This is a genomic window from Rhizobium sp. GW821-FHT14E12, assembly GCF_058803745.1.
In genome coordinates this window covers 157,540-170,243 of the sequence record NZ_JBXAPH010000005.1, presented here as the reverse complement: position 1 = coordinate 170,243, position 12,704 = coordinate 157,540, and the positions used below count along the sequence as shown (strand labels likewise).

At 59.7% G+C, this 12,704-nt stretch carries 12 protein-coding genes; 8 read left to right on the top strand and 4 right to left on the bottom strand.

Annotated elements, in window-relative coordinates; genetic code table 11:
• The first annotated feature begins 19 nt into the window (after window positions 1-19).
• Together AC1RO0_RS20150 and AC1RO0_RS20145 are read left to right on the top strand one after the other, a co-directional pair.
• Window positions 20-265, top strand: a complete 246-nt coding sequence (locus AC1RO0_RS20150; protein WP_498594573.1) for a type II toxin-antitoxin system ParD family antitoxin — start codon at window positions 20-22, stop codon at window positions 263-265.
• Between the two features lie 121 nt (window positions 266-386).
• Window positions 387-1,610 carry an argininosuccinate synthase gene (locus AC1RO0_RS20145; protein WP_007693714.1) on the top strand — a complete coding sequence of 408 codons (1,224 nt, stop codon included), beginning with the start codon at window positions 387-389 and terminating at the stop codon, window positions 1,608-1,610.
• Between the two features lie 79 nt (window positions 1,611-1,689).
• On the opposite strand, the gene AC1RO0_RS20140 is transcribed toward AC1RO0_RS20145, so the two are convergent.
• A complete protein-coding gene (locus AC1RO0_RS20140; RefSeq protein ID WP_034521694.1) occupies window positions 1,690-2,172 on the bottom strand; it encodes a MarR family winged helix-turn-helix transcriptional regulator in 483 nt (160 codons plus the stop codon).
• Between the two features lie 159 nt (window positions 2,173-2,331).
• Here AC1RO0_RS20140 and AC1RO0_RS20135 point away from each other — a divergent pair, with 159 nt between their 5' ends.
• Window positions 2,332-2,973 carry a LysE family translocator gene (locus AC1RO0_RS20135; RefSeq protein WP_498594572.1) on the top strand — a complete coding sequence of 214 codons (642 nt, stop codon included), beginning with the start codon at window positions 2,332-2,334 and terminating at the stop codon, window positions 2,971-2,973.
• 95 nt (window positions 2,974-3,068) lie between these two features.
• Window positions 3,069-5,129: a M3 family metallopeptidase gene (locus AC1RO0_RS20130; RefSeq protein ID WP_498594571.1), complete on the top strand. Its 2,061-nt coding sequence runs from the start codon at window positions 3,069-3,071 to the stop codon at window positions 5,127-5,129.
• A gap of 82 nt (window positions 5,130-5,211) precedes the next feature.
• On the opposite strand, the gene AC1RO0_RS20125 is transcribed toward AC1RO0_RS20130, so the two are convergent.
• Complete coding sequence (locus AC1RO0_RS20125) at window positions 5,212-7,191, bottom strand: GTP-binding protein (RefSeq protein WP_498594570.1); 1,980 nt, start codon at window positions 7,189-7,191, stop codon at window positions 5,212-5,214.
• Between the two features lie 284 nt (window positions 7,192-7,475).
• On the opposite strand from AC1RO0_RS20125, the gene typA reads away from it, so the two are divergent.
• The 3 genes from typA (at window position 7,476) to ppa (ending at window position 10,677) form a co-directional block, all read left to right on the top strand.
• On the top strand, window positions 7,476-9,302 hold the full coding sequence (gene typA / locus AC1RO0_RS20120) for a translational GTPase TypA (protein WP_368512180.1): 1,827 nt from the start codon (window positions 7,476-7,478) through the stop codon (window positions 9,300-9,302).
• A 206-nt stretch (window positions 9,303-9,508) separates the two neighbouring features.
• A complete protein-coding gene (locus AC1RO0_RS20115; protein WP_007693708.1) occupies window positions 9,509-10,015 on the top strand; it encodes a GNAT family N-acetyltransferase in 507 nt (168 codons plus the stop codon).
• Window positions 10,016-10,140: 125 nt separating this feature from the next.
• The gene (ppa, locus tag AC1RO0_RS20110; protein WP_368512179.1) at window positions 10,141-10,677 is read left to right on the top strand and encodes an inorganic diphosphatase; all 537 of its coding nucleotides are present in this window, start codon (window positions 10,141-10,143) and stop codon (window positions 10,675-10,677) included.
• Here ppa and AC1RO0_RS20105 read toward each other — a convergent pair whose 3' ends face one another.
• Window positions 10,678-10,992 carry a DUF167 domain-containing protein gene (locus AC1RO0_RS20105; RefSeq protein WP_368512183.1) on the bottom strand — a complete coding sequence of 105 codons (315 nt, stop codon included), beginning with the start codon at window positions 10,990-10,992 and terminating at the stop codon, window positions 10,678-10,680. It abuts the gene before it with no gap.
• Window positions 10,989-11,312, bottom strand: coding sequence for a YggT family protein (locus AC1RO0_RS20100; protein ID WP_042471625.1), 324 nt, complete (start codon window positions 11,310-11,312; stop codon window positions 10,989-10,991). Before AC1RO0_RS20100 ends, AC1RO0_RS20105 begins: the two co-directional genes overlap by 4 nt.
• A gap of 113 nt (window positions 11,313-11,425) precedes the next feature.
• Here AC1RO0_RS20100 and AC1RO0_RS20095 point away from each other — a divergent pair, with 113 nt between their 5' ends.
• Window positions 11,426-12,682 (top strand): MFS transporter, encoded by a 1,257-nt coding sequence (locus AC1RO0_RS20095; RefSeq protein ID WP_498594569.1) that lies wholly within the window; start codon window positions 11,426-11,428, stop codon window positions 12,680-12,682.
• Window positions 12,683-12,704 lie beyond the last annotated feature (22 nt).

The following is a 12,704-nucleotide window of genomic DNA, read 5'->3' as shown; positions in this document are numbered from 1 at the left end:
ACGGCCGGAGGTCGCGCCCGTGACAAAGCATGTGTCCGTAGAGATCGACGAGCAGATGGATGCGTTCATCGGCGAGCAGATCAGCCTCGGTCACTTTACCTCAGTGGATGCGCTCGTTAATGCGGCGCTCACGCATTTGCGTCATTGGATTGAGATCGAAGCAATCGAGGCGGCCATTGAAGAGGGTGAAGCGTCCGGGGAGCCCGAGGAATTCGACGTCGATGCGTTCCTTGCTGAGAGGCATGAGAAGTATCTCAAGCAATAGGTTTCTTTGCCTTCCCGCTATCGCACTTCCCCTTGCGCCTCGCGATAATCTCGCTAAAAGTGCCGCGACACAGGGTTTGCGGGCCTCTCCGCAGGCTCGCATTGAAACGGATCTCATGACCATGGCATCACATAAAGACGTGAAGAAAGTCGTTCTCGCCTATTCGGGCGGTCTCGACACCTCGATTATCCTGAAGTGGCTGCAGACGGAGCTTGGCGCCGAAGTCGTCACCTTCACCGCCGATCTCGGCCAGGGCGAAGAGCTGGAGCCGGCGCGCAAGAAGGCCGAGCTGCTTGGCATCAAGGAAATTTATATTGAGGATGTGCGCGAAGAATTCGTGCGCGATTTCGTCTTCCCTATGTTCCGTGCCAATGCCGTTTATGAAGGCGTCTACCTGCTCGGCACGTCGATCGCCCGCCCGCTGATCTCCAAGCATCTGATCGAGATCGCCAAAAAGACCGGCGCCGACGCGATTGCTCACGGCGCCACCGGCAAGGGCAACGACCAGGTTCGTTTCGAACTGTCGGCCTATGCGCTGAACCCGGACATCAAGATCATCGCGCCGTGGCGCGACTGGACGTTCAAGAGCCGCACCGACCTGCTCGAATTCGCCGAGAAGCATCAGATCCCGGTTGCCAAGGACAAGAAGGGCGAAGCGCCGTTCTCCGTCGACGCCAATCTTCTGCACTCCTCCTCCGAGGGCAAGGTTCTGGAAGATCCGTCGCAGGAAGCACCGGAATATGTGCATATGCGGACGATTTCGCCCGAAGCCGCTCCCGACAAGGCGACCGTCATCAAGGTCGGCTTCGAGAAGGGTGATGCCGTCTCGATCAATGGCGAGCGCCTGAGCCCGGCGACGCTGCTGGCAAAGCTCAATGATTATGGCCGCGACAACGGCATCGGCCGCCTCGATCTCGTCGAGAACCGTTTCGTCGGCATGAAGTCGCGTGGCGTCTACGAGACCCCGGGCGGCACGATCCTGCTCGCCGCCCACCGCGCCATCGAGTCGATCACACTCGATCGCGGCGCTGCTCATCTCAAGGATGAGCTGATGCCGCGTTACGCTGAGCTGATCTATTACGGCTTCTGGTTCTCGCCGGAACGCGAAATGCTGCAGGCGCTGATCGACAAGAGCCAGGAGCATGTCGAAGGCGAAGTGACGCTGAAGCTCTACAAGGGCAATGTCATGACCATCGGCCGCGAAAGCCCGAAGTCGCTCTATTCCGACAAGCTGGTCACCTTCGAAGACGACCAGGGTGCCTACGACCAGAAGGATGCGGCCGGCTTCATCAAGCTCAACGCGCTGCGCCTGCGCACGCTCGCCAAGCGCAACCTGACCAAGTAAGCAGAATTGAAAGCAAATATAGCCCGCTTCCGATCGTCGGAGGCGGGCTTTTCTTTTCCGGCTTTGCGACGGGCCGGATTTACTCCGCCGGCCTCAATTCGCGTTCCATCTCGACCGGCACATCCGCATTCTGCAGATTGCTGCGGAAGGCGCGGAGCGCATGATGCAACTCGTCCTGCAGGCCGTTATTGAAACCTTGCACCGCGTCGCGCTCCACTGCACAGATCTCCTTGCCGATCTGCTTCAGCTTCGCGTCGGCGGCTTCCGACAACACGATGCGCTTGGCGCGGCGGTCGAGAGGATCAGGCTGCCGCTCGATCAGGCCGCGTGCCTGCAACTTGTCGAGGAAGGCGCTGACCGTCATCGGCTCCAGCCCCATGCGACAGGCAATGTCAAGCTGTCGGCTGCCATTGACGGCGGCAACCTGCATGAGTGTGCGTGCCTCGCCCGCGGTCAGACCCAATCCCGCGACCAGAATGCGCCGCTCGAAGGCCGCTCGCATCAATCGGGCGCAATCCGCTACCAGAAAGGCAAGCGAATCCGTATCTATCCTGCTGCTCATAAGCGCTTCCCTACCTACGCTTGTTTTTAGGCCCCGGTAAATTCTTAGTGATATCGCCCCCTAAATTCAATGGATTCTTTATTTTAAACACGACTCGGTTGGCTTGACCCGATTCGCCGTGTCGTTAGTCTGTCACAGTTGCCATCGGGAACTTTCAATATGACGCAATCACTTATCGTCGGCGCCTTTCTGGCGGCGTTGTTCTATGTGTTGATCCCCGGTCCGGCCTTTCTGGCACTGCTCGGCATCGGTGCCGGACAGGGGCGCAAGGCCGGTGCCTTCTTCATGAGCGGCCACCTCGTCGGAGACATCATATGGTCTTCGCTCGCCTTGGTTGCAATCGTCGGTGCAAAAACTCTCGGCACCTTCGTCTTCGATCTGCTCGGATTGCTCTGTGGCTTTTACCTCGCCTGGATCGGCTGGAGTGCGGTGACCGCCAAGCCGAGGGCGGATGGCAAGACGCTGCTCAATGTCGACCGCCCGTTCCGTCGCGGCCTGATCTTCGGCGTTACCAATCCGAAGGGATATCCGGTGGCGCTGGCGACCTTCACCGCGCTGGTGGCGGGGTCTGCCGGGGCATTGACGTTCAATGCGCTCCCCTTGCTGATTACCGTTTCTCTCGCCGGCTTCATCACCGCCGACATCATCCTGATCGGCATTATCGGCGCGGGTGTCGTTCGACGTTTCTATCGCGCTCATGAGCGAATGATCGTGCGTTGTTCCGGCGTGCTCTTCATGGGCTTTGCAGCGCAGGCGCTATGGCATGCGACGCCCGGCCTGCTTGGATGGCGCAAGGCCTGACTATTTCTCATCTTTGTTCCGCCCCGCCATACCAATCCGACGGGGCGGGTCCTATATCGTGCTTCGATCAGATGTCTGCCGAAAGGATGCTTCGTATGTCTTCCCACGCCGTCAACCCCGCGCTCGTCGAATGGACCGGGCATCAGGGCCTGCCACGTTTCGACGCGGTGAAAGACACCGATTTCGCGCCTGCCTTCGATGCGGCCCTTGCTTCCCACGAGACCGAGATCGATGCGATCGCCAACAATGGCGAAGCGCCGACCTTCGCCAACACCGTCACTGCGCTCGAGATTGCCGGCGACCCGCTGTCGCGGGTGTCCGCGCTATTCTGGAACAAGGCCGGCGCCCATACGAATGAGGTGATCCAGGCGCTGGAGCGCCAGATAGCGCCGAAAATATCGCGGCATTATTCGAAGATCGGCATGAATGCCGCGCTTTTCGCCCGCATCGACGCGCTCTGGGAAGGGCGCGACGCTCTCGGCCTGACGCTGGAAGAGACCCGCGTTCTGGAACGGCACTGGAAGGGTTTTGTGAAGTCGGGCGCCAAGCTGCCGAAGCTGGAGCAGGAGCGGCTTGCGACGATCAATGAGACGCTGGCGGGCCTCGGCGCGCAGTTCGGGCAGAATGTCCTTGGCGACGAGAAGAGCTGGGCGCTGATCCTTTCCGAGGAAGCCGATCTTGCCGGTCTTCCCGATTATCTCAAGGACGCGATGGCGGCGGCAGCCCGGGAACGCGGCGAAGAGGGCAAATATGCCGTCACTCTGTCGCGCTCGATCATCGAGCCGTTCCTGACGGCCTCCGAGCGCCGCGATCTGCGCGAACAGGCTTTCAAGGCCTGGGTGGCACGCGGCGAGAATGGCGGCGAGACCGACAACCGCAAGATCATCCGCGAGACGCTGGCGCTCCGGGCCGAGAAGGCCAAGCTGCTCGGCTACGCCAATTTTGCCGAACTCAAGCTCGACAACACCATGGCGAAGACGCCGGATGCGGTGAACGATCTCCTGAAGGCTGTTTGGGCGAAGGCTGCCGCGCGTGCCGGCGAGGAAGAGGCCGATATCGCCGCGCTGATTTCGCAGGAGGGCCGCAATCACGAGGTCATGCCCTGGGACTGGCGGCATTATGCCGAAAAGATCCGGACGCAGAAGTTCGATTTTTCCGAGGCGGAGCTGAAGCCCTATCTGCAGCTCGAAAAGATCATTGCCGCCTGCTTCGATGTCGCCGGACGCCTGTTCGGCATCCATGCTGTCGAGCAGAAGGGCGTTCCAGCCTATCACGCTGATGTCCGCGTCTTCGAGATCCGCGATGGTTCCGACAAGCTCGTCGCCCTGTTTCTTGGCGATTATTTCGCCCGCAGCTCGAAGCGCTCCGGCGCCTGGATGAGTTCGTTCCAGTCGCAGCATAAATTGCGGCTGCCGAACGGCGATGTCGGCGAGCTGCCGATCATCTATAACGTCTGCAATTTCGCAAAGCCCGCCGAAGGCAAGCCGGCGCTCCTGTCGCTGGACGACGCCCGCACGCTCTTCCACGAATTCGGCCATGCGCTGCACGGCATGCTCTCCAACGTCACCTATCCATCGGTTGCCGGCACCGGCGTATCACGCGATTTCGTCGAGCTGCCGTCGCAGCTTTACGAACATTGGCTGACCGTGCCGGCGATCCTGAAGGAATATGCCGTACACTACGAAACGGGCGAGCCGATCCCGCAGGCGCTGCTCGACAAGGTTCTCGCCGCCCGCACCTTCAATGCCGGTTTCAACACGGTGGAATTCACCTCGTCGGCGCTGGTTGACATGGCTTTCCACACCCGTGGCGCCGTCGAGGACCCGATGGCGGTGCAGGCCGAGGTGCTCTCGGAAATCGGCATGCCGAAATCGATCGTCATGCGCCACGCCACGCCGCACTTCCAGCATGTGTTTTCCGGCGACGGCTATTCGGCCGGCTATTATTCCTACATGTGGTCGGAAGTGCTCGACGCCGACGCGTTCTCCGCCTTCGAGGAAACCGGTGACGCCTTCAATGCCGGAATGGCCGAAAAACTCAAGGCCAACATCTACTCCGTCGGCGGCTCGATCGACCCGGAAGATGCCTACAAGGCATTTCGTGGCAAGCTGCCGAGCCCGGATGCGATGCTGAAGAAGAAGGGGTTGGCGGCTTGATTTAGCCGACGGGCGTGGGCTCCATTCCGTGCAAGATGATAGGCGATTGAAGCGCCTATCATCTCAGTGCCATTCGCGACGACTATTCTCCCTTTTCGCTCGCCGGATTAGCCCCGGCGAGCGTTCTGCGCAGGCGCAGCAGATATTCGGCGCGATTGAACGGATCGGCACCGGAACGCCGGCGCGAACGTTGTGGGCCTGTCACTGGAGCGTAGTGATCAAAGGAAGATTCCATGGTCCCCATGCCACTCGTCAGCCCTGGCACCTGTTGCTGGACGCTTTGGATCATCGCAGACGCAATAGTGCCTTCCAGTCGGACCACATCGCTGGCTATCACGGAATCCTTCGTGGTCGCGCCGGACTTCGCAAGCAGGGTGAGCAAGCCGTTCAAGCTTGCCGCGGGAGCTTCGAGGTAAAAGCGGTCGACCGGCTCGCATATGACGGTTTGCGCGGCCGATAGGGCGGTTGCCAGCACCAAAGGCGTCAACTGCCGAAAATCGGCGGCAGTGCTGGTCGGCGAACTATGCCGGGCTGCGGTCATGGCCACATGGCAATCGATGACCTGCCAGCCGAAGATACCCTGCTTCAGTGTTTCGAACACGGTTTCCTCGACTGCCCGATAAAAGCTTGCAGGCATCTGACCTACATCCACTTCCAGTGCGAAACTGTTGCCTGCCCCTTCCGATCGCGGTTCGACGCGCAGTCCGATGGTCGCGATAAATGGATTCGGTTCCTTGAATATGATTTCGAGACCGGCCCCGCTTCCAACGAGCCGCTCTACGCAGATGACCGTGCTCTTCTCAAAGCTTGCCTCAAGACCGAAGTCCGTCAGTAGCGTTGATTGGATGACCTCCTTTTGCACCTCGCCATACAGCGATACGAAGACTTCGTTTGCGTCCTCGTTCCTGCGCAGATTGATCAATGGGTCCTGTTCGGCCAACTGGTTCAGCGTCAGCCAGAGCGCCGCATTGTCGGAGGGACGCCGGGCGAGGACGCGGGTTTCAAGGGTGGGCGGGGCGAAGTTAGCGTGACTGCCTGAAAGTGGATCGGCTCCCACCGCATCGCCGATCCGAGCGCCGCTCAGGCCGCTGACGCGGGCGATCTGCCCGGCTCGGGCGCTGGCAACATTATGAACCCGTCCGGCCTCGAAAACGTGGATCCCGGTCACCCTTGCCGGGCCTTTGGGCAAATCCAGATATTGCCGGAGCCGGATGGTGCCGGATGTCAGGTGGATATAACATAGCTTTTCGCCACCCCATCCGCGCTCGATCTTGAAGATTTTTCCGATGATCGGGCCGTCCGGGTCGAGGCGGCGGTGGGGGAGCATCGTCGCAATGGCTGATGCCAGCGCGGGCACGCCAACGCCGGTCGTCGCGGCTCCCGCAAAGGTCGGATGCACCAGGCCTTTGGCGATCTGATCCGTCAAAGAGCGTCCAAGTCTTTCGACGGTCAGGCGATCCGGGGCCTGGACGTAATCGTCCAGCAGCGCGTCGTCATTTTCCGCCAGTGCTTCACATAGGGTCGTGAAAACCGGCGCACTTCCCAAGTCGAGCGCCTCCACCCGGGCAAGCTTGCTGCCGGCCCCGATGACGGCTGACATGGCGATGGGGCGAACCGGCAGTTGGGTGGCAATGACCTCCAGCAGGTCATCATAGCGCGCGCCGAGACGATCAACCTTGTTGATGAAGAACAGGAATGGAACGGCAAGACGTTGCAATGCCCGCACCAGCACACGCGTCTGCGCTTGCACACCTTCGACCGCCGAAACAACGACCACTGCCGCGTCCAGCAATCCAAGTATCCGCTCGACCTCGGCGATGAAATCAGGATGGCCGGGCGTATCGATGAGATTGACGACCGTATCGCCGATGGTGAAAGACACGACGGCAGCCCTGATCGTAATGCCACGTTGCCGTTCGAGTTCGAGACTATCCGTTTGTGTGCTGCCGGTATCGACGCTGCCGAGCTTGTCGATGACGCCGGCGTCAAAAAGCAGTCGTTCGGTAAGGCTAGTCTTGCCTGCGTCCACATGGGCCAGAATGCCCAGATTCAAAGTGTGCATGAACCCTCAACTTCTCAGAATTTCGAATGTGATTTTCGTGAGAAGTGAATCGGCGCATTGGAACCTCTACATGCTGGTAACTATGGCTTGATGCGAAACCCTCTGAGGTTTTACAGAGACGCGGGCCAAACTCTAAAGACGTATTCGAAAATATGTCAAGTAAGGCCATATCGTTGCTTTCTTGCCTCCCCCCTTTCGCAAACGCGAAAAAAAGGGTATGAGCGCGCCAAACGTAATTGGCGTGTTTACTTTATATCGCGCCTCAGCCCCAGAGATATAAGATTATGGCACTTCGCAACATCGCGATCATCGCGCACGTTGACCATGGGAAAACCACCCTCGTTGACGAGCTTCTGAAGCAGTCCGGTTCCTTCCGCGAGAACCAGCGCACCGTTGAGCGCATGATGGATTCCAACGATCTGGAAAAAGAGCGCGGCATCACCATTCTCGCCAAGGCGACCTCCGTCATCTGGAAGGGCGTTCGCATCAACATCGTCGATACGCCCGGCCACGCCGATTTCGGTGGTGAAGTCGAGCGCATCCTGTCGATGGTCGATGGCGCTATCGTGCTGGTCGATTCCTCGGAAGGCCCGATGCCGCAGACCAAGTTCGTGGTCGGCAAGGCGCTGAAGGTCGGCCTTCGCCCGATCGTTGCGATCAACAAGATCGATCGTCCGGACGCTCGCCACGAAGAAGTCATCAACGAAGTCTTCGATCTTTTCGCAGCGCTCGACGCCACCGACGAGCAGCTCGATTTCCCGATCCTTTACGGTTCGGGCCGCGCCGGCTGGATGAACTATTCGCCGGATGGCCCGGTTGAAGAAGGCCTTGGCCCGCTTCTCGATCTCGTGCTGAAGCATGTGCCGGAGCCGAGTGTCGGCGAAGAAGACGGCGCATTCCGCATGATCGGCACGCTTCTCGAAGCCAACCCCTTCCTCGGTCGCCTCATCACTGGCCGCATTCATTCCGGCTCGATCAAGCCGAACCAGGCCGTCAAGGTTCTGGGCCAGGATGGCAAGCTGATCGAAACCGGCCGCATTTCCAAGATCCTCGCTTTCCGCGGCATCGAGCGTACGCCTATCGATGAAGCCCATGCAGGCGATATCGTCGCCATCGCCGGTCTGTCCAAGGGCACTGTCGCCGACACGTTCTGCGATCCGTCCGTGACCGAGGCGCTGCACGCCCAGCCGATCGATCCGCCGACCGTCACCATGTCCTTTATCGTTAACGACAGCCCGCTCGCTGGCACCGAAGGCGACAAGGTTACCTCGCGCGTCATCCGCGATCGCCTCTTCAAGGAAGCCGAAGGCAATGTCGCGCTGAAGATCGAAGAAGCCGAAGGCAAGGACTCGTTCTACGTTTCCGGCCGCGGCGAATTGCAGCTCGCCGTGCTGATCGAAACCATGCGCCGTGAAGGCTTCGAGCTTGCCGTGTCGCGTCCGCGCGTCGTCATGCACAAGGACGAAGCCACCGGTCAGATGCTGGAGCCGATCGAAGAAGTCGTCATCGACGTCGATGAAGAGCATTCCGGTGTCGTCGTGCAAAAAATGTCGGAGCGCAAGGCCGAAATGGTCGAGCTTCGTCCGTCTGGCGGCAATCGCCTGCGCCTGAAGTTCTTTGCACCGACCCGCGGCCTCATCGGCTATCAGTCGGAACTGCTGACGGATACGCGCGGCACGGCGATCATGAACCGCTTGTTCCATGACTATCAGCCCTTCAAGGGCGCGATCGGCGGCCGCTCGAACGGCGTCCTGCTCTCCAACGCTTCCGGCGAAGCCGTCGCCTACGCGATGTTCAACCTGGAAGACCGTGGTCCGATGATCATCGATCCGGGTGAAAAGGTTTATGCCGGCATGATTATCGGCATCCACACGCGCGACAACGACCTTGAAGTCAACGTCCTCAAGGGCAAGCAATTGACCAACATCCGCTCGGTCAACAAGGACGAGGCCGTGAAGCTGACGCCGCCGATCCGCATGACGCTCGACCGCGCCCTCTCCTGGATCCAGGACGACGAGCTGATGGAAGTCACGCCGAAGTCGATTCGTCTGCGCAAGATGTATCTCGACCCGAACGAGCGCAAGCGCATGGAAAAGGCGCGTTCCGCGTAAGGGAACGGCCTGTATCGCTTCTAACCACTCAACCCCGGCCATTGTGCCGGGGTTTTATTTTGTGTGTTCGATTTTTGGACCCTTGTGGCAAAGGTTAAAAAGGCGTTAATTTTCAGCAGTCGTCCACGGATAAAGGCTGTGGGCAAGTCGGCCGTCTTCGTAAATGAGGATGGTTAATTTGGGCTGGCGAGACCAGAGTAAACGTTATGAAGACGTTGTCGATTGATGTTCGGCGGGCAGAACCGCATGATGCCCGAGCCATTTCGGAGGTGCACCGCCAGTCGTGGCAGTACACCTATTCCGGCATCATTCCGCATCGTGCGCTGAGCCAGATGATCGAACGCCGCGGCGAAAGCTGGTGGCGCAAGGCGACCAGCGGCCCTGCCACGCTTCTGGTTCTCGATGTCGCCGGCGAGATTGCCGGCTATGCCACGCTCGGTCTCAACCGCGCCCGCGCGCTGCCGCAGGAAGGCGAGATCTACGAGCTTTATCTTCGTCCGGAATATCAGGGCATCGGCCTCGGCCGGCTGCTGTTCGGTGAAGCGCGCCGGCTGTTGAAGTCGCTCGGCTGCAAGGGTCTCGTCGTCTGGTGCCTCGAAGAGAACGAGAATGCCGATCGTTTCTATCGCGGCCAGGGTGGCGCCGATTTCTGCGAAGGTGTCGAGACTTTCGACCGCAAGCAGATCAAGAAGATCGGCTTTGTCTGGCCTTGAGGCGTCGCGCGGTGCCGGCTGCGATCCCCGATAAAATCCCTCACTCTACCAATGCATTGTTGCGTTGCGGAATGATTCCGATTATCTGGCTTGCGGTAACCATCCTTAATATTTAGGGGACACGCATGCGCATCGACGCGATTTCCATTGGCAAGAACCCGCCCGAAGACGTCAACGTCATCGTTGAAGTTCCGGTCGGCGGTCACCCGATCAAGTATGAAATGGACAAGGAGGCCGGCACGCTGGTCGTCGACCGTTTCCTCTACACGCCGATGACCTATCCAGGCAATTACGGCTTCGTTCCCCATACGCTTTCCGAAGACGGCGACCCAATCGACGTGCTGATCGCCAGCACCCGTCCGCTGGTGCCGGGCTGCGTCATCAATGTCCGCCCGATCGGCGTGCTGAAGATGGAAGACAATTCCGGCAAGGACGAAAAGATCATTGCCGTTCCCTCGCCGAAGCTGACGCTGCGCTACGAGAAGGTCAAGGAACATACCGACCTGCCGGAGATCACGCTGAAGCAGATCGAGCATTTCTTTGCGCACTACAAGGATCTGGAACCCGGCAAGTGGGTGAAGATCTATGGTTGGGGCGGCTCCAAGGAAGCTGGTGAGCTTATTGTTGAAGCCATCGAGCGCGCCAAGAAGGCGAAGGCCTGATCAGCCCTTCACTATAGATTTTAGCCTGCCTATCAAATCCTCCGGGTCGCCATCGATCCGGAGGATTTTTTTGCGTGCGGTGTCGCCGGAGATCAGGCTGAGCGAGGATTTGGGAATGCTGAGGCTCTTGGCCAGCAGCGCGATCAGCGCCTTGTTGGCTTTGCCCTTTTCCGGCGCGGCGGAAACGCGGGCTTTGAGATAGGCCTCGCCGTCGGCACCGGTCTCGATGCCATCGACGGCGTCACGCCCGCCATTGGGCGTGAGCCGGACCGATAGTCTCACATGATCGGCAAAAGCCTGCCAGGCGCCGTTCACCGAACGAAGAGCGGATACAGCGAGTTCCACATTAGCGAACGGACGAAGAAGATGAGCAGAAGCAGGATAATCGGCGAAATGTCGATGCCGCCGAGATTGGGCAGCACGCGACGGATCGGGCGCAACGCTGGCTCGGTGACCGCATAGAGAAAGCTTCCGACCGAATTGACGAACTGATTGCTCGAATTGATGACGTTGAAAGCATAGAGCCAAGAGAAGATGGCGCTGGCGATCAGCACCCAGGTATAAAGATTCAAAGCCAGATCAATGGTTTGAAATAAGGCGAGCATGTCCGTCTCCATTTCGTGGTTGACAGACATGTAGACATTGGCGACTTAACGGGCAAGCCCCATGCTTTGACACAGGCTGAATCATGCCTAACAGGCCGAGCGGGTGCGTTGCACGCCATTGCTCCGGTCGGAAAGTCTCACATATGTCGTTGGTTGCCAGCGGAGACAGATTTGCCGCGTTCCGGCATATCGCCTACACCTATTTCTTCTTTGCCCGTTTTCTGACCGGTTTCGCCACGCAGGTCGTCAGCGTTTCCGTCGGCTGGCAGATGTACGAGCATACCGGCAAGCCAATCTATCTCGGGCTGATCGGCCTGGTGCAGTTCCTGCCGTCGCTGCTGCTCATCCTGGTGACCGGCACTGTGGCCGATCGTTACAACAGGCGGATGATTGCCGCCATCTGCATTCTCGTCGGGACGATCTGCACGGGTGCGCTGCTGTTTCTGACCGTTACCGACGCCTTTGAGCCATGGCTGGTCTTCCTGATCCTCACGATCTTCGGCATCGAGCGCGCGTTCATGACGCCGGCGACGCAGTCGCTCGCTCCCAATCTCATTCCGCCTGCGGATCTGTCGAATGCGATCACCTGGAACTCCATGTCCTGGGACGCCGCCGCCATCCTTGGCCCGGTCGCCGGTGGCCTGCTTTATGGTATCGGCCCGAGTGTTTCCTATGGCGTCGCCGTCCTGTTCTTTGCGGCTGGTTCCGTGCTCACCTTTCTCATTCCGAAGCCACAGCAGCGCGTTGCCCATCAATCGAAGAGCCTGAGTGAGATCCTTGCCGGCTTCCGGTTCATCTGGTCGGAGAAGGTCGTGCTCGGCGCGGTGTCGCTCGACCTGTTCGCGGTGCTGCTCGGCGGCGCCGTGGCGCTAATGCCGATCTTTGCCCGCGATATTCTGACGCTAGGTCCCTGGGGTCTCGGCCTCCTGCGCGCGGCACCGAGCTTCGGTGCCATTGCCATGGGCCTGTTCCTGGCGACCTATCCCATCCGGCACCGGGCCGGGATGTGCATGTTCGTCGGCGTCGGCATGTTCGGCGTGGGAACGCTGATCTTCGGCATCTCGCATACGCCGTGGCTGTCGATCACGGCCCTTGCGATCATGGGTGCGTCGGACCTGATCTCGGTCTATGTCCGTGAAACCCTGATCACGCTCTGGACGCCGGACCATGTGCGCGGCCGCGTCAACGCCGTCAATATGGTCTTCGTCGGTGCGTCGAACGAACTCGGCGAATTCCGCGCTGGCACCATGGCCAGCTATTTCGGCGCCATCCCGGCCGTCGTCATCGGCGGCATCGGCACGCTGGCGGTGGCGATTATCTGGGCGACGGGCTTCCCGCAACTGCGCAAGATCGACAGTTTGAATGCACCGGACCGCGAGGGCGAGCCGCAGGCGGTTTGAGGAGTTGCGGCATGGCTAGGCC

Bases quoted from the DNA above. Each gene is read 5' to 3' on its own strand.
- AC1RO0_RS20145 (WP_007693714.1), top strand. From the start codon at position 387: ATGGCATCACATAAAGACGTGAAGAAAGTCGTTCTCGCCTATTCGGGC.
- AC1RO0_RS20140 (WP_034521694.1), bottom strand. From the start codon at position 2,172: ATGAGCAGCAGGATAGATACGGATTCGCTTGCCTTTCTGGTAGCGGAT.
- AC1RO0_RS20135 (WP_498594572.1), top strand. From the start codon at position 2,332: ATGACGCAATCACTTATCGTCGGCGCCTTTCTGGCGGCGTTGTTCTAT.
- AC1RO0_RS20130 (WP_498594571.1), top strand. From the start codon at position 3,069: ATGTCTTCCCACGCCGTCAACCCCGCGCTCGTCGAATGGACCGGGCAT.
- AC1RO0_RS20125 (WP_498594570.1), bottom strand. From the start codon at position 7,191: ATGCACACTTTGAATCTGGGCATTCTGGCCCATGTGGACGCAGGCAAG.
- typA (WP_368512180.1), top strand. From the start codon at position 7,476: ATGGCACTTCGCAACATCGCGATCATCGCGCACGTTGACCATGGGAAA.
- AC1RO0_RS20115 (WP_007693708.1), top strand. From the start codon at position 9,509: ATGAAGACGTTGTCGATTGATGTTCGGCGGGCAGAACCGCATGATGCC.
- ppa (WP_368512179.1), top strand. From the start codon at position 10,141: ATGCGCATCGACGCGATTTCCATTGGCAAGAACCCGCCCGAAGACGTC.
- AC1RO0_RS20100 (WP_042471625.1), bottom strand. From the start codon at position 11,312: ATGTCTGTCAACCACGAAATGGAGACGGACATGCTCGCCTTATTTCAA.
- AC1RO0_RS20095 (WP_498594569.1), top strand. From the start codon at position 11,426: ATGTCGTTGGTTGCCAGCGGAGACAGATTTGCCGCGTTCCGGCATATC.